Origin of the sequence: Streptomyces sp. NPDC058198, from assembly GCF_042882605.1 — a bacterium.
GTDB lineage: Bacteria > Actinomycetota > Actinomycetes > Streptomycetales > Streptomycetaceae > Streptomyces.
The window spans coordinates 502,580-523,396 of the sequence record NZ_JBHVVP010000001.1; the positions used below are offsets into that span (position 1 = coordinate 502,580).

Consider the following 20,817-nt stretch of genomic DNA (forward strand, 5'->3'; position numbering starts at 1 on the left):
GTGGCACCAGTCCCCTGATACCTATTCTCCCCCCAGCGCCGGGCATCCGCTCGCCGAGGCCCGGAGGCCGCGGATCAGCGGGCGAAGACCTCGAAGGTCGCCCGAGAGGCGCTCAGTCCTCGCCCCTCGCGAGCGCCAGCAGCCGGTCCAGGACGCGCGGGCCGCTCGCCCGTACCCCGTCGTGCTCGTACTCGTCCGTCACCCAGGTACGCAGCCCGCGGATCGCCCGTGCCGTGCTCAGGGAGTGGTCCGTGTCGACATACATGTCGTCGTGGTAGACGGCCGCGGCGACCGGCACCTCGTTGGCCGCGAGCCGCGCGGTGTCGTACAGCGGCGCCCAGTCGGTGCGGGCGGCGAGCAGTTCGGCGGCCTCGCGCAGCGGGCGCAGCGCGGGGTCGGCGTCGAAGTGCCAGGGGTGGATGGTCTCGCCGGTGAAGTACAACGGGCCTTCCCCGGCCAGGGTCTTGGCCGCGTCGAAGCGCGCGAATTCGGCGCGGACCCGCTCGGCGGCCCAGGCGGTGGCCCGGTCGTCCTGGGCGTAGATCGCCTCGTGGAGCACGGCGTACAGCGGGCGTCCCGCGTACGAGAGAGCCGACGCCACGCCCTCCTGGAAGGTGTCCGAGAGGGCCTGGCCCCCCGGCGTGGGGACGAAGGCGTTCTCCAGCAGGTAGTGCAGCTGGTGACTGCCGTCCCCGCCCCCGAGCAGGATGCCGAGGGACTGGAAGGCCTCGGGCGTGAGGGTGTATCCGGTGGGGAGCACGACGCGGCGCTCGGCGAGGTGCTCCGCGATCCGGCGGGCGCGGCCGATGTCCTGCGGGTAGCGGGCGTAGTGCCCCTCGACCTTGCGCGCGATCCGCGGATACGCGGCGCGGTAGACCTCGTCGGCGGTGGCGTCCAGGGAGGGCAGCCCGCCGGTGATCACGACGGTGGCCAGGCCCTCGGGGGCGGTGGAGAGATAGTGGGTGGCGCAGAAACCGCCGAAGCTCTGGCCGAGCAGGGTCCAGGGAGCGCCGCCGGTCAGCCCCGGGCGGATGGTCTCGCAGTCACGCACGATGGAGTCGGCCCGGAAGTGGGCGAGATAGGCGGCCTGGTCCTGGGGGCCGCCGCGCAGCGGCAGGGTCTGCCGGTCGGCGGGGGTGGAGAGACCGGTGCCGCGCTGGTCGAGGAGAAGCACCCGGAATTCCTTGAGGGCACGGCCGAGCCAGGCCTGCTGTCCGACGAAACGGCGTGCGGCGCAGCCGGGGCCGCCCTCCAGGTACACCAGCCAGGGCAGGCCGGCGTCGGCCTTCCCGCTCGCGACGACCTCGCGGCCGTACAGCTCGATCCGCTCCCCCGACGGGTCGCTGTGATCCAGCGGGACCGTGAAGCGGTGGTCGGTGAGGACGACGCCGGGCTGGCGATAGCTGGTCAAGGGGGCTCCTGTTCTCGATCGCCCCCGCCGGGGCAGTCACGCCGGACAGTTCAGCACACGGGTACGGGAGCGATGGAGCCCGCCCCGCTCCCGGCGCACACCGGCGCCGGCCCCGGTCGTATCGTCCTGTTGTCCGTCTCTTACGACCAAGGTGGTCCCGCATGTCCCTGTTCGATCTGCCCCTCGACGAGCTCCGGGGCTACCGGAGCCGGTCGACGGAGCCTGAGGACTTCGACCAGTTCTGGGCCGAGACCCTCGCCGAGACGCGCGGCCATGAGCTCGCCGCCCGCTTCGAGCCCGTACCCACGGCGCTGACGGCGCTGGACGTGTTCGACGTGACGTTCGCGGGGTTCGGCGGCCACCCGGTCAAGGGCTGGCTGATCCTGCCCGCCGGGACATCTGAGCCGCTGCCCGTGGTGGTGGAGTACCTCGGCTACGGCGGCGGGCGCGGCCTGCCCCACACCCATCTGCTCTGGGGCGCGGCCGGCTTCGCGCACTTCGTGATGGACACCCGGGGGCAGGGCAGCGGCTGGGGCGGCGGCGCTACCCCCGACCCGGTGGGCAGCGCCTCCGCGTACCCCGGCTTCCTCACCCGGGGCATCGAGGACCCGTACGCGTTCTACTACCGGCGCCTGTTCGCCGACGCGGTGCGCGCCGTAGAGGCCGCCCGCGCGCATCCCCTCGTCGACGCCTCACGGACGGCGGCCCTCGGGATCAGCCAGGGCGGCGGGATCACCCTGGCGGTCGGCGGCCTGGTGCCGGACCTGACGGCCATCGCGCCGGATGTGCCGTTCCTCTGCGACTTCCCGCGGGCGACGACGCTCACGGACCGCAATCCGTACCGGGAGGTGGGCAACTACCTGAAGACGTACCGCGACAGGACGCGGAACGTGCGGCGGACGCTCAGCTACTTCGACGGGGTGCACTTCGCGTCGCGCGGGAGGGCTCCGGCGCTGTTCTCGGTGGCGCTGGAGGACCAGACCTGCCCGCCGTCGACGGTCTTCGGGGCCTTCAACGCCTACGCGGGCAAGGACAAGTCGATCGAGGTGTACGACTTCAACGACCACGAGGGGGGCGGTCCCTTCCAGCAGGCCGCCCAACTGGCTTGGCTGCCGGGGAAGCTGACGGCCTGACAGGGAACCGGCTGCGAGTGACTCGCTGAGGGGAACGGCGTCGACTGGCGCGTTCGCGTTCCGCTGTTGTTCGGCTTCTTGACGACCGTCTCGACAGTCTCTTAAATCGAGAACTGAACCATCAGCCACAGGTGATCATGAATTGTGTTCACCTCTCAGCAATGAAATGTCATGCACATGCCCCCCACTCAAGTGATGTGATGACTGTGAACCAAGCGAAGCACACCTCCAAGCGGCGCCGCACGGCGCTGTACGCCCTCTCGTTGCTCTGCTGCGCCGGAGCACTGACCGCACTGCCCGTCGGAGCATCCGCCGCGCCCGCCCCCCACACGGCCGCGTCATCCTCCCGTACCGCCGCGGCACCCGCCGCGGTGACGTTCGCCGACGAGTTCGACGGCGGGGCCGGATCCGCTGTCGACGGCAGCAAGTGGCAGATCGAGACCGGCGACAACGTCAACAACCACGAGCGGCAGTACTACACCGCCGGAAACAACAACGCCGCACTCGACGGCCAGGGCAACCTGGTCATCACCGCGCGCAAGGAGAATCCGGCCGGGTATCAGTGCTGGTACGGCGCCTGTGAGTACACCTCGTCCCGGCTGAACACCTCCGGAAAGTTCACCTCGACGTACGGACATGTCGAGAGCAGGATGAAGATCCCGCGCGGCCAGGGCATCTGGCCCGCGTTCTGGATGCTCGGGGACGACCTCGGCAGCGTCGGCTGGCCCAACAGCGGTGAGATCGACATCATGGAGAACGTCGGCTTCGAGCCCGGCACCGTCCATGGCACGCTGCACGGCCCCGGCTACTCCGGCGAGGGCGGCATCGGCGCCGGCTACACCCTGCCGGGCGGACAGGCGTTCGCCGACGCGTTCCACACCTTCGCGATCGACTGGTCGCCCGACTCGATCACCTGGTCGGTGGACGGCAACGTCTACCAGACCCGGACGCCCGCCGACCTCGGCGGCCGTCAGTGGGTGTTCAACAAGCCCTTCTTCATCATCCTGAACCTCGCCGTCGGCGGCTACTGGCCGGGCGACCCGGACGGGAGCACCTCGTTCCCGCAGCAGCTCGTCGTCGACTACGTCCGTGTCACCACCGCCGACAAGGCGCTGCCCACGTCGTAGCCGCGAACGCGTCGGCGGAACGGATACGTCCCGGCCGCTGACAGGAGAAAGCTGACAGGAGAAAGGGGAGGCCGCCGGTCATCGGACCGGCGGCCTTCCCTTTCCGCCGTCTCCGTACCGGCGGGCACCACCGGAGCCGGCCGGGCTCGGCGACGTATGCGAGGGCGACGGACGGGTAGCCGATCAGTACATCGCGCCCAAGCCGGAGGAGGACCGTCGCATGATCATCGTTGGTATCGTCGCCGTCTGCGCAGTGCTACTCGTGCTCGCCTTTCTGATTCCGCGTCTGTCCCGCCACCCGGAGCGCGGCACCCAGCGCACTCTGGGCACAGGAGGGCAGGTGGCGGGCAAGGCCCCCGGCGCTCTCGGCCGACTGCTGCGCAAGCCTTTCAGCAGCAGCTCACGCGCCGTGAGCCACAGCGGCTCCGCCGGACGCCGCACCCGGGGCCGTATGCCCTTCTGATCCGGACCCCACGATCCTGAGCTCCGCCCCCGATGCGCGGGGGCGGAGCTCGCGCGTTGCGCGGCGCGTGACAGAATCCCGCTGCCGCAGGTGGGGGACGCATGCGGCACCGTGCGGTGACAGGCATACGACGTGGGTGGGGATCATGAGACGTGGGACAAGTGCGGTGCCGGCCTTCGCGATAGCGGCGCTGTTGCTGTCGGGGTGCGGTGGCTCCGCCGGGTCCGCGACGACGCAGCAGGACGGTGCACGGGCGAAGCCCTCGGCGTCGCCCGCCGTGGCGATGAGCCGCACCGAAGCGACCAGCGATCTCCGGTACGCCTCGGCGAAGACGACAGGCCGGAAGCAGTTCATCAAGCCGTCCCGCGTGTCGGCCTGCCCCATCATTTCCCAGATGGTCTTCACCGAGAAGCCGCCGACCCCCGAAGACGTACGGGCCGTGGTCGATCGTCTCGTGGAACGCGGCTGGACCGCGGATGACAGCTACACGGATGGCGACCTGGACGCGTTTCTGACGAAGGAAGGCTGGGAGGGCTCCGTGGGCGGGTCGGCGATAGCCGAGGAACACAAACCGATGGCGGAGTCCTACGAGGGAGCGCTGTTGCTCGGCACGTCGAAGCGGCCGTGCGACTCCGAGCCGTCGCCCGCACCCTAAGGGCTGTCCGGGGCGCTGAGTTCCCGCGACCACCCGTCAGCAACGGTGGCGCGCAGCAGGTCCCGCAGTCCCCGTGCCGCCGGCAGCGGGGCGGCGGGCAGCGCGATGTGTACGGTCCGGCGCGGAGCCAGGTCACCGAGCCGGCAGAGGACGAGCTCCGCCGGGACCGCCCACGCGGCCAGTGACGGGACCAGCGCGACCCCGAGACCGGCGGCCGCGTAACCGAATTTCCCGGTCCACTCCGCGATCCTGATGAGCTTCTTCGGCCTGAAGCCCGCCCGGGCGCAGGCGTCGAGGAGCAGCGTGGGACCGCCCGCGGGTGCGTCCTGGAGCCAGGCCTCGTCGCGCAGTTCCCACAGGTCGATCGTCCCGGCTCCCGCCAGCGGATGCTCGCGCCGGAGGGCGACGAGCAACTCGTCCTCCAGCAGAAAGGCCGTCGTGACACCGTCGGCCGACGGCAGACCTGACGGATAGTCACTGACCACGGCGAGGTCGAGCGCCCCGTCCGCCAGCCGCTGCGTCAACGTGCCGCTCCGGCCCTCGGTCGCGATGACCTCGACCTCCGGCCTGGCCTGCTTGAACGCCCGCAAGGCAGTCGGTACCAACGAGATGTTGGCCGTCGCGAACGCCCCGACGCGCAGCGTCCCGCCCTGACCCGCGTGGATCACGGCGAGTTCCTGCTCCGCCCTCGCCAGACGCTCGAGCACGTCCACGGCGTGCCGGTGCAGCGCGTGACCGGCGGGGTTCAGCCGTACGCCTCTGGGGAGCCGTTCGAACAGCGGCCCGCCCGCCTGCTGTTCCAGCGAGGCGATCCGCCGGGACACCGCGGACTGCGTGTAATTGAGCCGCGTCGCCGCTCCGGTGAACGAACCGGTTCCGGCCACGGTCACCAGCAGACGCAGTGCGTCGATCTCGAACACATTCCTCCTATGCATGGCTCACATGCAATCTAGTCGCTGGTGGAATGCCTTGTCCCCTCCTAACGTCGATCACCTGGCCGCGGTTCGAGGCCCCCTCGCCACTGCGGCCCGCCATGACATCCCCACCATCAAATCCCTGGAGGAAGCGTGCTGTTGTCGCAGAAGGCCGAGACGGGGCGGGTCAGGTGACCGCGGGTGCCACGATCGCGTTGCCGGCGATGCTGGCCGATCTGAAGGAACTCGTGGTCTGTGAGTCCTTCTCGGCCGACCACTCGGCAGTGGCCCGCAGCGCCGAGGTGGTCGGCTCCCAGGGCGCGAGACTGCTGGGCGCGGTGCCCGAGACGATCGTCATCGACGGTGTCACCCATCTGCGGTGGACCTTCGGCACCCCGCGGGTGCTCCTGGTGGGACACCACGACACGGTGTGGCCCATGGGCTCACTGGAAACCCACCCCTGGTCGGTGGCCGACGGGATCGCCAGGGGCCCCGGTGTCCTGGACATGAAGGCCGGGCTGGTGCAGATGTTCCACGCGCTGGCTTCCCTGCCGTCCCCGGACGGCGTGTGCGTACTCGTCAACGGGGACGAGGAGGTCGGCTCCCCGACCTCCCGGGAGCTGATCGAGGAGTCCGCGCGCGGCTGCGCGGCCGCCTTCGTACTGGAGGCGTCCGCGAACGCGGAGGGCGCGCTCAAGACCGCCCGTAAGGGCACGTCACGGTACGAGGTCGTGGTGCACGGCAAGGCCGCCCATGCCGGTCTCGAACCGGAGAAGGGGGTCAACGCCGCGGTCGAGGCGGCGCATCAGGTCCTGTCCATCGCCGGCCTGGCGGCCTCGATGGACCGCGCCGCTCCCTCCGTCCTGGGAGTCCCGACCATCACGCCCACCCTGCTGTCGGCCGGCAGCACCCTCAACACGGTGCCCGCGCTGGCGCGCGTATCGGTGGACGTGCGCGTACCGACACTGGCGGCGCAGGACTTGATAGACGCCCTCATTCGCGGGCTGACCGCCCGGACGCACGGAGCGCGGCTGCGGGTACTGGGCGGCAAGAAACGACCACCCATGGAACCGGCGTCCTCCGCCGGACTGTTCGCCCTCGCCTCCGAGATCGCCTCGGAGCTGGGCCAGGAGCCGCTGCGGGGAATCGCCGTCGGTGGCGCCTCCGACGGCAACTACATCGCGGGCACCGGCTGTCCGACGCTGGACGGCATAGGTGCCGTCGGCAGCGGCGCCCACGCGGACAGCGAGCATGTCGTGGTCGAGTGGATGGCACCCCGCACGCGTCTGCTCGCTCAACTGATCGCGAGGACACGGCGATGACCTCTCCCCTGCCGCCCGAGGCCGCCGAACTGGCCGCCCGTCACCGCCTCGGCGCGCTTCAGCGCTCCTTCGCCCCCAAACGCCTGGGCAAACTACTCGTCGCCCTCCACATCTTTTCGGCCGTCCATCTCTTACTGCTCTTCGTGATTCCCGGTCTGCTGTTCTACTGGTGGCTGCGCAGGACCCCGAACTTCAGCAGGAAGCAGGCCGCGAAGCGGCTCCACCTGTTCGAGAACGGAATGATCGTGCACCCGCAGCTCGGCGACGGCATGGTCGCCATCCGCTGGGATTCCGTAAGGCTCTACCAGGAGATCACCCAGAAGATCATCAACGGTATCCCCGGCCCCGTCACCTACGCCTACTCCGCCGTCGGCCCGGGGCTCACCAACGCCAGGATCACGGAATTCTATGACGGCCCCGAAACCTGGGGCCCTCTGATGCAGGAGGCCGTCGTCCGCGCTCAGGGCCCGGCGGTACTGAAAACGATCCTGGAGGGCCAGGCAATGACCTTCGGTGACTTCACGGTCTCCCGCACCGGCCTGGCCACCACAAGGCACCACCACCTCCCCTGGTCCGGCGTCCAGGAGATCCGCGTCTCGGCGGGCAGGGTCCACATCATGAGGGCGGGCGAATCCAGCCCCTGGTCCAGCAAGCCGATCAGCGGTATCGCGAACTTCTATGTCTTCCTGACCATCGCCAGGAACCTCTGCCCGCAATAGGGGACAGAGTGGTCCTGAACCACCGTCGCTATCGCGCCACTTGGAGACCGACCGGACGGGGCCTGGGGAAGCCGGGGCACTGTTGACACTGCCCCGGCAACCCGCTTCACTCCTACCCGAGCAGGTGGGATATCGGATGCGCCGGAGGCCGGAGACGAAGTCGCGATTTTGATGACCAGTATATTAGGCGATACGGACGTGAGGCGTTTCGTCGTCGCTCGCGCATTATCAAGGCTCGGCGACGCGGTCTATCCCATCGGCTTGACAGCCGCCATGCTCAGCGCGGGATACGGAATATCCGAAGTCGGCTTCGTACTGGGCGCCGCCATGGGCCCCGTCGTCTTACTGATGCTGGTCGGTGGCGTTGTTCTGGATCATTTCCATCCCAGAATTCCCATGATCGTCGCGGACCTTGCCCGATGTCTCCTGCAGGGCTGCGTCGCGCTGTTGTTCCTGACCGGCCGGCCTGCCATGTGGCAGATCATCGCCCTGTCCGCGAGCATCGGGGTGGCCCAGGCGTTCTTCCAGCCCGGGGTGGCGGGGCTGCTCCGACAGCTGGCACCGACAAGGCTCCAAGAGGCGAATGCGACCGTCCGCACGACGGAATCGATCGTGGCGCTCGCGGGCCCCGCCCTGGCCGGCCTTCTGATCGCCGTGACCGACGCCTCCGTGGTCATAGCCATGGACGCCCTCTCGTACGCAGCGAGCGGCTGGCTGCTCTGGCGCATCCGGAAGGCGCCGGCCATGCGCCCCACCGGTCCGCCACGGGTCTGGCGCGATCTGGCCACCGGCTGGCAGGAGTTCTCCTCGCGGCCGTGGCTGTGGTCCGTCGTCTCGATGTTCACGCTCTTCGGACTCGTGGTGTTCGGCCCCTTCGACGTGCTCAAAGCGGTCCTGCTGATAGACCGGTTCGGCGCGTCGACCTACGGTTTGCTGATCTCGGCTTTCCCCCTCGGCGCCATCGCGGGCGGCTTGCTCGGACTGTGGATCAAGCCCGGGAGGCCCTTGCGTACGGGGATAATGGCGCTGGCCGGACTCGCACCGCTGCCGGCGGCCATCGCCCTTGAGGCGCCGCTCGCCGTGCTCGCGCTCGCCATGGTCCTCGGCGGTACCGCGAACGCCTTCTGGGCCGTCACCTGGGCGACCGCCGTACAGTCACAGTCGCCCCCGCACGCGCTGAGCCGGATCTCCGCCTACGACGTCATCGGCTCAACCGGCCTGATGCCGGTCGGCCGGGCTCTCACCGGGCCCGCCGCCGCCCAGGTCGGCGCGGCGACCGTGCTACTGAGCTCCTCCGCCTTCCTCGTCCTGGGCTGCGCCGTTCTGCTCCTTGTCCCCTCCGTCGTCCGGATGAGCAGGATCCCGGCCGTCACGAAGAAGCCGCACCCAGCGCCATCGGCCAGTCACGTCCGTGAAGCCTAGGGAGAGTCATGCACCCACAGACACGCCGCACGCTCACCGAGAAGGAATTCGCCGACATCAAGCACACGGTGTCGATCCGTTCGAAGTCCCGGGCCCAGTTGCGCAGCAACGCCTCCTACGCGTCGGACATTCCGCGAGAAGTCAGCCTCCAGCTCACCTACCGGTGCAATCTGCGCTGCACCCACTGTTACCAGTGGAACGAACAGGGATTCTTCCGGGACTGGAGTGTCGAGAAGCAGCGCACGGAGCTGGACACGGCGGTGGTCGCCAACGTCCTGAAGGACACGGCCGAGGTACGGGGGAAGCTCTTCCTCTGGGGCGGCGAGCCCTTGATGCACACTCAATTCGACGAGGTGTCGCGCCTCATCGAGACATACCCGAGAACCGTCAACATGTGCACCAACGGACTGCTCTTCCAGCGCAGGATGGACGACCTGCTGCGGATGGGACAGAACCTGAACCTCCTGGTCAGCCTGGACGGACTCGGAAAGGATCACGAAGAGCTGCGGGGCCGGGGGACGTTCGACCGGACCGTGCGCAATATCGAGGCCATGCTGGACCTGAAGCGGCGCGGCGAATTCCGTGGTGAGCTCTCGGTCTCCTGCATGGTGTCCCATGTCACCGTGCACCGCATGTACGAGTTCATGGAATGGGCGGAAGAACTGGACGTCAACACCGTCTACTTCCAGTTTCCCTGGTACATCAGCCCTGAAGTGGCGCACGCGATGGACGACGTCTACCGCGAACATTTCGGGTGGCTCGCGCCGGAAACCGGAACCGCGCGGCCCACCTGGCACTCGTACACCTACCAGCTCCCCTCGGAGCTCCTCCCCGTACTGCGTGACTCGATGGCCAGGCTCGCCGGCCGTACCTGGGGGCCTCGCGTCCGGTATCAGCCGCAACTGGACGAGAGCGAGATCGAGTCGTTCATCACCGGCACCTCTCAGCCGGCGCAGAAACGGACACGCTGTCTCGCGGTGACCAATCGCATGGAAGTACATGCGGACGGAAATGTGAGCTCGTGCAAGTTCTTCCCGGAGTTCGTGGTGGGGAATCTCTACGAGACGCCGACGCTCGAACTGTGGCAGAGCGAGAAGTTCCGCCGGGTCCGCTCGATCCTCGCCGATACCGGCATGATGCCTGTGTGCTCGAAGTGCATTCTCCTTTATCTGAACGGAGTGTGACGTGACTGTCCCGGCCGACACCGAGATCAGGGTGAAGAAGGTATTGTCCGAGATTCTGGGGGGCAAGTTCGCACCGCACGAGATATCAGCGGACGCGGACATGGTGGGCGAGCTCGGTCTCGACTCCCTGCAGGCCATCCAGTTCCTGCTGCGCATCGAGGACGAATTCGACATCGAGCTGGACTACGAGACACTGAGCCTGGAGCACCTGCGCTCCGTGCGGCAGTTCAGCGCGCAGGTCATCGGGGGGCAGGACGAGCGTCCGTGACCGCCTCCACCGGGGCGGTCCGCTTCGGCACCTTCGACGCCGAACAGCACTGGCGCCCCACCGACCTGGCTGAACTGCCCCGGCTGGCCGCGCGAGGAGCCGACCCCGTCGTCGCGGGGCTGGACGAGATGCTGTTCGGCCTGACCTCTCCCGACGATCTCCTAATCACGCACAACCCGCTGGACCCGGCCCAGCGGGAAGCCCTCGGCGCGGCGGGTTTCACCTTCCGGCACCTGGCCGCCCACGCCGGGCCGGCGGAGAGCGTCGAAGAGGCGCTCCTGCGCGATTCGGCACTTCGAAGGTCTGTGGCCGGACAGGGCGGGCTGAGTCCCTTCGCCGTGCTTCCGGCCACCACGAAGCTGGCGCGGGAGATGCAAGCCTCACACGGCCTGCCGCCGCAGGAGACGGTCGTACGGGTCAACGGCAAAGCCTGGTCGTCCGCCGTGGCCGACCGCATCGGAATGCCCGGCGCCGGACAGGTGGTGCGGTCGGCCAAGGAGCTGGAATCCGCTGTCGACGCCGTCCTCGGTGAGGCCGGCGACGGCATCGCCCTGGTGAAGGATTCGTACGGGGTCGCGGGCCGCGGCACGCTCGAAATCGCCACCCCGCGCGCGCTCGCCCGGCTGCTCCGCCACCTTCGCGGACAGGAGGAGCACGGCGCGCGGATCGAGTTCGTGGTGCAGGACCGCTACGACCGGGACCAGGACTTCTCGGCCCACCTCGTGATCAACCAGGACGGCTCCTGGCATCGGCTCGGGCTCCAGCGCATGAGCAACAACGGATACCGGCATGCCGCCTCCCTTCCCGTTCCGCACCGGCTCGAAGTGGAGCTCGCCCGCCGTGAGTACGGTGCGCTGCTCGGCGCCGTCGCCCAGGAGCTGGCCGCCGAGGGCTACTTCGGGCCGGTCGGCATCGACTCGATGACGCTGCGCGACGGAAGCTGGGTACCTGTCGTCGAGATCAACGCCCGGCAGTCGATCGGCCTGCTCAATCTGGAGCTGGACCGTCGCGCGCGCACCCACGGGCTGCGTTCCCATCTGTGGCAGGACGATGTCTCGGTGGCGCCGGGCACCGGGATCGACACATTGCTCGCGGCGCTGGCAGCGGATGGCCTGCTGTACACGGGCGGTGGCCGGGCCGGTGTCCTTCCCCTGGTGGGCAGCGCGATCCTGGCCCCACGGGGCCGCCTGGTCTGCGCCGCGTTCTGCCCGCCGGAGGACTTCCCCTCCTGGCGGTCGTACACCCGTGACTGTGCCCGGCGGGCCGGAATCGACGCGGGAAGAACCAGCGCGGCGGAAAGCGCGGCGACATGACCTTCGGTATCGGCCTGATCGGGGCCACCGACATCGCCGTCCGTACGATGCTCCAGCCCAGCGCGGACCACCAGGACATGAGGGTACGAGCCGTCGCCGCGTCCGACACCGGCCGGGCGCAGGCGTTCGCTCTCCGGCACGGTCTCGGCCGTGCCCACCTCCGCTACGCCGATGTCGTCGCCGATCCTGACATCCAGCTGGTCTATGTCTCGCTGCACAACTCGGCACACGCGGTCTGGGCCGAACGCGCCGCGGCCGCGGGCAAATACGTCGTCGTCGAGAAGCCGCTCTGCCTCAGCTCGGACGACCACGCGGCGATCGAGCGGGCCGAGAGCCGCGGCGGCGGACATGTCCTGGAAGCGCTGCCCACGCTGGGCCACCCCTGGCATACGACGGTGCGTGAGTGGATCGGCTCGGGGCGGTACGGAGAACTGCGCGAGGTCCGCAGTGAGTTCAGCTTCGCCGTACCGCGGCGCGGCGGTTACCGCCTGCGTCAGGACCTGGGTGGCGGCTGCTTCTTCGACGCGGCGAGCTACTGGCTCCAGGCGCTTCAGGACACCGTCGGTCTTGACGGCACGGACGGCGCCGGCCACTCGGACTTCGACGGTCCCGGTGGGGTGGACAGCACGTTCTCCGCTTCCCTGCGCCTTCCCTCGGGACGCCTCGCGCGGCTGGAGTGCTCCTTCGGCCCCCGGCACGTAGCCGAGCACACGTTCGTCTTCGCCGAGGCGTCCGTACGCATACGTGGTGTACTGCTGCCCGCACGGGGCGCCGTCCCGCTGAATCTCGCCGTGCGTACGTCGGCCGGTCGCACCACCGTCACCCGGACCGCGCCGGTCTCGTACTACCACCAGCAATTCGCGCGTATCCGCGGGCTCATGCGGGGAGACAGCGGCCACTGGGGCGCCGAACTCGACGCGTCAGGTCCCCGGATCGCACGCATGGCCGCCATCCATCAGGAAGCACGTCAGCGAGTGGCTCCGACCGGGCCCGAGGAGGAACGTACGTGAACCAGCAATACCAGGAGGAGCGCGCCGCCCTGGTCCTCAAAGCCGCAGGCGTGACCGACGCGGAGACGGCACGGTACGAACCACTCGCCGGCGGTACCTACAACACCGTCGTCCGGGTCACGCTCCCGGACGGCCGGCAGTGGGTGGTGAAGATTCCGCCGCCCTCGGACACCCCGGGACTCAGCTACGAACGAGAACTCCTGCGGGGTGAGGCCGTCTTCTACACCGCCGCGGCCACCGCGGGGGATGTACCGGTTCCCGAGGTCGTCCACAGCGACTTCGACGGGACCACCACACCGGACCCGTACCTGATCATGACCGGACGGCCCGGATCCCCCTGGCACGAGGCGGCCGAGACCCTGCCGGACGAGGAGCGCCGCAGGCTCAGGGAGCGTCTGGGACACCTGGTGGCCACACTCCACACCGTGACAGGACCCGGCTTCGGATATCCCGCGGAGCCCCTGGGCCCACTGGCGGCGACCTGGCGGCAGGCGTTCACCGCGATGACCGAAGCGGTACTGGGCGACGCGGAGCGCTATCAGGCGTGGCTGCCCGTGCCCCTGGCCCGGATCAGAGAACTGTTCACCGCGGCTTCGGACGTACTCGACGAGGTCAGCAGGCCGGCCCTGGTCCACTTCGACCTGTGGCAGGGAAACCTGCTGCTCGACAGCGAGGCGGGGACACGGACCCTCAGTGGCATCATCGACGGCGAGCGGATGTTCTGGGGCGACCCCGTCGCCGACTTCGTCTCCCTGGCCCTCTTCGCGAACATCGAGGAGGACGCGGACTTCCTGGCCGGATACGCCGCGGGCGGCGGCTCCGCGGTCTTTGACGCGTCGGTGCGCCGCCGCCTGGCGCTGTACCGCGGCTACCTCTATCTGATCATGCTGGTGGAGGTCGTTCCACGCGATTGTCCGGCCGAGGAACGGCTCTGGGCACGCCGGGCCGTGGGACCTCAGCTCGTCGCCGCGTTGCGGGAGCTGGAGTCCGCCGTCGGGGAGCGCGGATGATCGCGATCCTCACCTCCGGGGTGGCTCTCGGCGTGCATGTCCCGGGGCTGCTGCTGGCGTCACGGCTGCGCGAGCAGGGCGCCGAGGTGATGGTGAACGTACTGGAGCGTCTCCTGCCCGAGGACCGGCGCGACGCGGTGGCCGCCTCCCGGACCCTCTTCCACCGCGACTTCCGTACGGCGCGAGCCGGCCAGCGCCTCGCCTCCGACCCGGCGCGGTCGGTCCCGGCCGGCGCGCTCGCCGAGCTGGAGCAGCGCTGGACGGACCAGAACGTGCGTACCCTCGTCGTCTTCTCCGGATTCTGGCTGAGCATCGCCGACGCTTTCGTGCGCCGCTCGGCGCGTCCGCCCCGGGTGGTGATCTGCCATGTCGACTCGGCTGTCTCCCCGTCCTTCCGCCGGGCAGGGCCGCTGCCCCCGGGTACCGAGCAGATCTGGCTGGCCTCCGCGGCGGACCGGGCGCTGCCGTGGACGGTGCCGGTCGACCCGCGGCCGCCCGTACCCTGGGCCGAACGCGACGAGCGCCTGCTGGTGCACGGCGGCGGCTGGGGCATGGGAACGTACCGCGACCGCGCCGTAACCCTGGAAAGCGCGGGACACGCACTCGACCTCGTCGTCCACGAGGCGGCCGAAGCCCAGGGCGGTGGCCCTCGGTCTCGCTACTTCATGATCGACCCGGCATGGCATCCCTGGCTCGACGACGGCTATCCGCCGCTCGGCCGGATCCTGCCCGGTCAGGACATGTCGACGGTCCGGTACAGCCGCGGTACGACGCACCACACTTCTTACGATCTCGCGCGTCACGCACGCGCCATGGTCAGCAAGCCGGGCGGCGGCACCCTGCTGGACTCTCTGTGGTCGGCCACCCCGCTCGTCCTGCTGGAACCCTCCGGCGAACACGAGGCGCGCAACGCCGAGTTGTGGACGGGACTCGGGTTCGCGGTGCGCTACGAGGACTGGCGTGCCGAGAAGTTCGGGCCCGGGCTGCTGGAACCACTGCACCGCGCCCTGATCGGCGCGGCCGCCCGCCCCCGCGACCTCGCCGCGGCACTCGCTCACACTCCCGAAGGAGCATTGTGTTCCGGATGAAGCTGCTCCCGGCGGACCGCTCCGGGCCGCGACTCGCCTCGTTCACGCAGGAAGAGCGCCTCACCCACGGCCGCGACATCCATCTCATGAACAATGTCCTGGTCTTCGGCTGCCAGGTCGAAGGAGACCTCGAACCCTGTCGGTTGCGGGACGCGCTGATCGGACTGCGGCGACGCCACGAGGCGTTGCGATGGGTCTTTCCCAAGACCGGCACCGGCACGCACCCGGTGGATCTGCGCGCCGTGGACGAGGTGGACTTCCAGGAGTTCTCCACCGAGACGGATGACACCGACGAAGCCATGGACACCGCGAAACAGCTGATCGCGGATGCCGCGGCTGTGCCCTTCGATCTCTCGCAGGGCCCGCTGATACGCGTGTTGTGTATCCGTACCGCCCCGGCCCGCCACCTGGTGGGCTTTGTCATCGACCATGTCATCGCCGACGGCGCGTCGTGCCAGATCCTGGCCGACGACCTCTTCACGCTGTACGCGTCAGGCAGCGCGCCGGCCCACGCCGAGCTGCCGCCCCTGCCTTTCCAGTTCAGTGACTTCGCCTTCTCCGAGCGTCAGTTCCTGCGGGGAGACGAACTCGACAGGCTGATGAAGTACTGGCGTCGCAAGCTGGCCGGTGTGGGCACCGTCCCGGCGTCGCTGCTGACCGACCCCGACGGGCCGCCGGGCGGTCAACCACGGCTCCGGGTGGGGAGATTCACCCTGGAGCGACCGCTGTACGCCGAGTTCGCCCGCGCCGCCAGGCAGCACCGCGTGACTCCGTCAGCCGTCTTCGCGGCGGCTTTGAAGATCACGATGCGCCACTGGCGCCGCCGGCTCGGTGCGAGCGAGGACATCGCCTCGGATGTGGCGATCATGGGATCGCTCGCGAACCGCAACCATCAGGAACTGGAGCGCGCGGTCGGTTACTTCGCGACGCCCTGCGTCCTGAGGACCGACCTGTCGGGCGCACCCACACTCGCGGAGGCCGCGCAGCGGGAGAGCCGTACCATTTTCGGCGCTCTGCGGCACCAGGAACTGCCGCACGCTCTCATGACACGGGAGATCGACGCGGCGCACTACGGCATACGGCACCGCTCCGCGCTGGGGCAGGGACCGAGATATGTGAACTTCGACGTGTCAGGAGCGGGGGCGGCCTGGCGACTCGACACCGCACAGCTGCGCATCAGGATCACACGTATCCCCCGCAACGAGGTGCCCCGCGGCGGGATCCGGATGCTCGTCCGGGACGCGGGCGACACGGCTCTCGTGGAGCTCAGGACGGATACCCGGGAGTACAGCGAGGGCTGGGCCGAACGCTTCCTCCAGGACTACGTGGACGTCCTGCGCCAGTTCGCCGCGGATCCCGGCGTGTCTCTGGAGCAGGTGCCGCACTGACCGGGGGCGTACACCCCCGGCAGGAGGCCGCCGGACACCCCCTACGGTTCGGGGTCACCGGTCACGACACCGATGGCTTCGATCTCCACGAGCATGTCCGGGCCCTTGAGCCGGCTGACGAGGACAAGACTGCGGGCCGGGCGCGGCTCGGGCAGGTGTTCCTGGTAGACCCGGTTGAGCGGCGCCGGGTCGGTGCCCTCCCGCAGGAAGATCGTCAGCTTCACCGCGTCCCGCAGCGACGAGCCGCCGGCCCGGAGGATCGCGTCCAGATTGCGCAGCGCCCAGTCGGTCTGCTCGGCGAGGTCACCCATCACCCCCGTCTCGCGGTTGCGCCCGGCCTGGCCGGCGGTGAAGACGAGTCCCGCGGCGCGCACCGCCTGGCTGAAGGGGCCGGTGGGGGTGGGTGCCTCCGGTGTGGAGACCGGGGTCCGTCCGGTCATCGGGCTCGCACCTCCCCGAGCGAGTCGGCGACCCTGCGCCAGTGGTGGCAGGCGACCAGGTGCCCTTCGGAGTGACCGCCCTCGATCGGTGTCAGCCGCGGTTCCTCGGTCCTGCACCGCTGATCGGCGAAGGGGCAGCGGGTGCTGTAGCGGCAGCCGCTCGGGATGTCGGTCAGGCTCGGCACCTCGCCGGGCGCCAGCCTGCGCGCCGTTTCCAGCCGCTGTCTGGCGGCTTCCTGCGGCGGCAGGACGGACGCGATCAGCGCCTTGGTGTACGGGTGGACCGGGTTCGCGAACAGATTGTGGGCGGGCGCCACTTCGACCAGCTTGCCCAGATACATGACCGCCACCCGATGGCTGAGGTGGCGGACGACGGCGAGGTTGTGGGCGATGAACAGATAGGCGATCCCGTGGTTCTCCTGGAGGCTCTGGAGCAGGTTGATGACCTGTGCCTGTACGGAGACGTCGAGCGCGGACACCGGTTCGTCGAGGACCACCAGACGCGGCTTGCTGGCCAGGGCGCGCGCCAGCGCGATCCGCTGCTGCTGCCCGCCGGAGAGCTGGGCGGGACGGCGTGCGGCGAGCGCCGGGTCCAGGCCCACCTCTCCCAGCAGTTCCACGGCCACCGCGCGGCGTTCCCGCCGGTCGGCCAGCCCGTGCAGCTTCAGTGATTCGGTGATCAGGTCGCCGAGGCGCATCTTCGGGTCGAGCGAGGCCCGCGGGTCCTGGAAGACGACCTGGAGACGCCGTCGCAGCCGGCGCAGGTCGACCGCGTCGATTCCGCCGAGGTCCTGGCCCTCGAAGACGACACGGCCTTCGGCGGCCGGCTGAAGCCGCAGCACGGCCCGGGCCAGCGTGGACTTCCCGCAGCCGCTCTCACCGACCAGCCCGACCGTCTCGCCGGGCCAGATCTTCAGCGAGACTCCGTCCACCGCCGTGATCTCCGTGTCCGACGGGCCGGCATAGCGGACCGTCAGGTTCTCCAGAGTCAGGACGGGTGCGTTCGCCGGCTGGGCGGACGGCGCCGCCACGTCCGGTTCCCGGATCGTACTCACGAGGGTTCTCCTCCTTCGGCCGCCGAGGCCAGGGCGAAGTCGGCGACCTCGTCCTCGTCCCGCCAGCACGCGGCGCCATGGGTTGTTTCGGTGGTCGCGGCCGACCAAGGCGGATCCTGGGTTCCGCAGTGGCCGAGGGCCAGCTCGCAGCGGGGTGCGAAGCGGCAGCCGCTCCGCTCGTCGATCACGGTGAGCGCGCGGTCGGGGATCGGACGCAGTCTGCGGTGCTGGTTGACCTCGAACCGCGGCGCGAGCCGCAGCAGACTCGCGGTGTACGGGTGCCGGGGGCTCCGCAGCACCCGGCCCACCGGACCGCTCTCGACGATCTGTCCCGCGTACATCACCTGCACCCGGTCGCAGGTGGCGGCGACCACGCCGAAGTCGTGCGAGATGATCATCATGGCGATGCCCAGTTCGCGCCGGAGATCTCCCAGCAGGACAAGGATCTGGGCCTGCACCGTCGGGTCCAGCGCGGTGGTGGCCTCGTCGGCGATGAGCAGCTTCGGCTCGCACGCCACGGCCGCGGCGATCAGGATGCGCTGCCGCATCCCGCCGCTGAACTCGTCCGGATAGTCGTCCAGCCGGCCCGCCGCGTTCGGGATGCCGACCAGTTCGAGCAGTTCCACGGCGCGGCGGCGCGCGGAGCTCCGGTCGAGTCCGAGGTGCACCCGTAGGGTCTCCGCCAGCTGGGCGCCGACCTTCATGGCCGGGTTGAGCGCCGTCAGCGGGTCCTGGAAGACATAGCCGATCTGACGGCCGCGGATCCGGCGGAGCGCCGCCTCCCGCAGCGTCAGCAGATCGGTTCCGTCGAGCCGTGCCTCGCCGCTGACCCGCACCCGGCTCAGGACCGGGTGCAGGCTCAGCAGGGCGGAGGCGGTGACGGACTTGCCGCTGCCGCTCTCCCCGACCACGCCCAGCGCCTCCCCCCGGTCGAGCCGGAACGAGACTCCGTCGACCGCCCGCAGCGGGCCGCTCGGTGTCGAGAACACGACCGTGAGGTCCTTCACCTCCAGCAGGGGGATTCCGACCGTCATGTCTGCGACCTCCGTTCGAATGTCCGGGACAACATGTTCACGGCGAACACGCCGCACGCCAGGAAGACGCCCGGCATGATCGTGAGCCACCAGGCCACCGCGAGGAAGTCGCGTCCGGAGGCGATGAGGAGTCCCCAGGTCAGGTCCGGGTCCTGGATCCCGGCGCCGAGGAAGCTCAGCCCCGCTTCCGCGAGCACGACCTGTCCGATCTCGATGACGAACAGGACCGCGAGCCGTGGCGCGAGGTTGGGCAGGATGTGCCCGAGCAGGACCTGCCGGTTGCCGGCGCCGAGCGCGACGGCTCCGATGACGAACGGCGCCGCGCGCAACTGCTGGGTCTCGACCCGTACGACACGGGCGATGGTCGGCCAGACGAAGGTGGGCAGGAGTACGACCAGATTGGTCACCGACGGGCCGGTGACCGTCATCAGCATGATCACGAACAGGAACATCGGCAGGGCGGTCTGCATCTCCGTCAGGCGCATGCCCACCCGGTCGATCCAGCCTCCGAAGTAGCCGGCGCACATCCCGATCGTGACCCCCACGACCAGGCCGATCACCGACGCGCTCAGCGCGATGAACACCGTCAGCCTGGCCGCCACGATGATCCTGGACAGCAGATCGCGGCCGAGTTCGTCCGTACCGAGCACATGGAGTCCTGTCGCGGTACGCGACAGCGGTGGCAGCAGCCGGTCGGTCGGTGCCTGGGCCAGCAGTTCCTGGGAGGCGAACCGGTCCCCCGCGACAGCCACGACGAGCAGCGCGAGAAGGAGGGCGCCCCAGATCCACCACAGCCTGGACCGGATACCGGCCACGAGTTCGGGCCATCGGACGGCGGCGGCGCGCAGCGCCGGGGCGCTCATGTCGCCTGCGACCGTCGGTCGAACAGATGCGTCGCCACATCGACGACCAGATTGATCAGGATCACCAGAGATGCGGTGACCAGCACGGCAGCCTCCACTATCGGAAAGTCGTGTCTGGACGCCGAGGTCGTCATCAACGGCCCGACCCCGGGCCAGCCGAATACGAGTTCGATCGGGTACAGCGAGCCGCCGAGCATCCGGGCGGACTCCCAGCCGACCGTCGTGAGCACCGTGGTACCGGCGTTGCGCACGACGTGCCCGCCCACCAGGCGCCATCGCGGCAGGCCGCGGCTCCGCGCGGCCTGCACATAGGGTTTCGTCATCTCGCCGAGGACCGCGGAGCGGGTCACCTGGCAGATGCGCCCGCCATGGATGAAGGCCAGTGTGGCGATCGGCAGGACAAGGCCGCGCCAGTCGTACCAGCCCGACGTGGGCACGAGTTCGAGCTGCACCGCGAAGACGATGATCAGCAGCAGACCGACCCAGAAGTTCGCGACCGACAGCGACACCACCGAGCACACGTTGATGATTCTGTCGGCGAGCGATCCGGGGTTCGCGCCGGCCAGCACCCCGGTCAGCACCCCGACCACCCCCGCGGCCAGGGTGCCGGCCGCCGCCAGGAGGACCGTGTTCGGCAGCACCTCCATGACGGCGTCCATCGCGGGCCGCTGCTGCCAGATGGACGTACCGGTGTCCAGTCGTACGACGTCACGCAGGAAATCCGCGAACTGCACCCAGAACGGCTCGTCGAGTCCGAGTGAGTGCCGGAGCTGGGCCAGTTGGGCGTCGGTGGCGTCCGGTGGCGCGTACGCCGAGGCCGGGTCTCCGACGAAGTGCCCGATGAGGAAGATCGCCACCAGGACGAAGGCGAGGACGACGACGGCGTCGCGCAACCGACGCAGCACGATCCAGGCGAGTGCGGTTCGCCGTGCCCCCCTGCCCTTGCGGGTGGGCGCGGCACCGCTGCGGCGCGCGACGGTCGTCAGCGTCATCTCCGG

General features: G+C 69.6%; 21 protein-coding genes. 14 read left to right on the forward strand and 7 right to left on the reverse strand.

All coding sequences use genetic code 11. From position 1 onward, the window contains the following. Positions 1-112: 112 nt before the first annotated feature. The gene (locus ACFVWW_RS02300; RefSeq protein WP_384327937.1) at positions 113-1,411 is read right to left on the reverse strand and encodes an alpha/beta fold hydrolase; all 1,299 of its coding nucleotides are present in this window, start codon (positions 1,409-1,411) and stop codon (positions 113-115) included. Positions 1,412-1,572: 161 nt separating this feature from the next. On the opposite strand from ACFVWW_RS02300, the gene ACFVWW_RS02305 reads away from it, so the two are divergent. The 4 genes from ACFVWW_RS02305 (at position 1,573) to ACFVWW_RS02320 (ending at position 4,789) form a co-directional block, all read left to right on the forward strand. After that, a complete protein-coding gene (locus tag ACFVWW_RS02305; RefSeq protein WP_384182142.1) occupies positions 1,573-2,544 on the forward strand; it encodes an acetylxylan esterase in 972 nt (323 codons plus the stop codon). 200 nt (positions 2,545-2,744) lie between these two features. Further along, a complete protein-coding gene (locus ACFVWW_RS02310) occupies positions 2,745-3,671 on the forward strand; it encodes a family 16 glycosylhydrolase (protein ID WP_386875400.1) in 927 nt (308 codons plus the stop codon). Between the two features lie 220 nt (positions 3,672-3,891). After that, entirely contained in the window at positions 3,892-4,134 is a 243-nt protein-coding gene (locus ACFVWW_RS02315) for a DUF6411 family protein (protein ID WP_384182148.1), read from the forward strand. Between the two features lie 145 nt (positions 4,135-4,279). Beyond that, entirely contained in the window at positions 4,280-4,789 is a 510-nt protein-coding gene (locus tag ACFVWW_RS02320; protein ID WP_384327946.1) for a hypothetical protein, read from the forward strand. Here ACFVWW_RS02320 and ACFVWW_RS02325 read toward each other — a convergent pair. Beyond that, positions 4,786-5,709, reverse strand: a complete 924-nt coding sequence (locus ACFVWW_RS02325; RefSeq protein ID WP_384328230.1) for a LysR family transcriptional regulator — start codon at positions 5,707-5,709, stop codon at positions 4,786-4,788. The two genes, ACFVWW_RS02320 and ACFVWW_RS02325, sit on opposite strands and share 4 nt — an antisense overlap. Positions 5,710-5,927: 218 nt before the next feature. On the opposite strand from ACFVWW_RS02325, the gene ACFVWW_RS02330 reads away from it, so the two are divergent. The 10 genes from ACFVWW_RS02330 to ACFVWW_RS02375 all read left to right on the forward strand — a co-directional run bounded on the left by ACFVWW_RS02330 (position 5,928) and on the right by ACFVWW_RS02375 (position 16,427). After that, complete coding sequence (locus ACFVWW_RS02330) at positions 5,928-7,025, forward strand: M20 family metallopeptidase (protein ID WP_386876702.1); 1,098 nt, start codon at positions 5,928-5,930, stop codon at positions 7,023-7,025. Next, a complete protein-coding gene (locus ACFVWW_RS02335; protein ID WP_386875402.1) occupies positions 7,022-7,744 on the forward strand; it encodes a DUF6585 family protein in 723 nt (240 codons plus the stop codon). Before ACFVWW_RS02330 ends, ACFVWW_RS02335 begins: the two co-directional genes overlap by 4 nt. Positions 7,745-7,915: 171 nt before the next feature. Beyond that, complete coding sequence (locus ACFVWW_RS02340) at positions 7,916-9,166, forward strand: MFS transporter (protein WP_386875404.1); 1,251 nt, start codon at positions 7,916-7,918, stop codon at positions 9,164-9,166. Between the two features lie 8 nt (positions 9,167-9,174). Then, the gene (locus ACFVWW_RS02345; protein ID WP_384182488.1) at positions 9,175-10,350 is read left to right on the forward strand and encodes a radical SAM protein; all 1,176 of its coding nucleotides are present in this window, start codon (positions 9,175-9,177) and stop codon (positions 10,348-10,350) included. A gap of 1 nt (position 10,351) precedes the next feature. Continuing rightward, positions 10,352-10,618: an acyl carrier protein gene (locus tag ACFVWW_RS02350; protein WP_384182491.1), complete on the forward strand. Its 267-nt coding sequence runs from the start codon at positions 10,352-10,354 to the stop codon at positions 10,616-10,618. Then, entirely contained in the window at positions 10,615-11,931 is a 1,317-nt protein-coding gene (locus ACFVWW_RS02355; protein ID WP_384327952.1) for a hypothetical protein, read from the forward strand. The genes ACFVWW_RS02350 and ACFVWW_RS02355 overlap by 4 nt, the downstream gene beginning before the upstream one ends. After that, on the forward strand, positions 11,928-12,941 hold the full coding sequence (locus ACFVWW_RS02360) for a Gfo/Idh/MocA family protein (RefSeq protein ID WP_384182496.1): 1,014 nt from the start codon (positions 11,928-11,930) through the stop codon (positions 12,939-12,941). The genes ACFVWW_RS02355 and ACFVWW_RS02360 overlap by 4 nt, the downstream gene beginning before the upstream one ends. Then, positions 12,938-13,951, forward strand: coding sequence for a phosphotransferase family protein (locus ACFVWW_RS02365; protein WP_386875407.1), 1,014 nt, complete (start codon positions 12,938-12,940; stop codon positions 13,949-13,951). The genes ACFVWW_RS02360 and ACFVWW_RS02365 overlap by 4 nt, the downstream gene beginning before the upstream one ends. After that, positions 13,948-15,039 (forward strand): hypothetical protein, encoded by a 1,092-nt coding sequence (locus ACFVWW_RS02370; RefSeq protein WP_386875409.1) that lies wholly within the window; start codon positions 13,948-13,950, stop codon positions 15,037-15,039. The genes ACFVWW_RS02365 and ACFVWW_RS02370 overlap by 4 nt, the downstream gene beginning before the upstream one ends. Beyond that, positions 15,036-16,427, forward strand: coding sequence for a condensation domain-containing protein (locus tag ACFVWW_RS02375; RefSeq protein ID WP_386875410.1), 1,392 nt, complete (start codon positions 15,036-15,038; stop codon positions 16,425-16,427). Before ACFVWW_RS02370 ends, ACFVWW_RS02375 begins: the two co-directional genes overlap by 4 nt. A gap of 41 nt (positions 16,428-16,468) precedes the next feature. On the opposite strand, the gene ACFVWW_RS02380 is transcribed toward ACFVWW_RS02375, so the two are convergent. From ACFVWW_RS02380 to ACFVWW_RS02400, 5 genes are read right to left on the reverse strand one after another with little or no spacing between them, the layout of a single operon-like run. Beyond that, entirely contained in the window at positions 16,469-16,867 is a 399-nt protein-coding gene (locus ACFVWW_RS02380) for a RidA family protein (RefSeq protein WP_384182505.1), read from the reverse strand. Beyond that, entirely contained in the window at positions 16,864-17,922 is a 1,059-nt protein-coding gene (locus ACFVWW_RS02385; RefSeq protein WP_386875413.1) for an ABC transporter ATP-binding protein, read from the reverse strand. The genes ACFVWW_RS02380 and ACFVWW_RS02385 overlap by 4 nt, the downstream gene beginning before the upstream one ends. Further along, positions 17,919-18,956, reverse strand: a complete 1,038-nt coding sequence (locus tag ACFVWW_RS02390; protein WP_384182510.1) for an ABC transporter ATP-binding protein — start codon at positions 18,954-18,956, stop codon at positions 17,919-17,921. Before ACFVWW_RS02390 ends, ACFVWW_RS02385 begins: the two co-directional genes overlap by 4 nt. After that, complete coding sequence (locus ACFVWW_RS02395; protein ID WP_384182513.1) at positions 18,953-19,819, reverse strand: ABC transporter permease; 867 nt, start codon at positions 19,817-19,819, stop codon at positions 18,953-18,955. The genes ACFVWW_RS02390 and ACFVWW_RS02395 overlap by 4 nt, the downstream gene beginning before the upstream one ends. Then, the gene (locus ACFVWW_RS02400; RefSeq protein WP_386875415.1) at positions 19,816-20,811 is read right to left on the reverse strand and encodes an ABC transporter permease; all 996 of its coding nucleotides are present in this window, start codon (positions 20,809-20,811) and stop codon (positions 19,816-19,818) included. Before ACFVWW_RS02400 ends, ACFVWW_RS02395 begins: the two co-directional genes overlap by 4 nt. Positions 20,812-20,817: the final 6 nt, after the last annotated feature.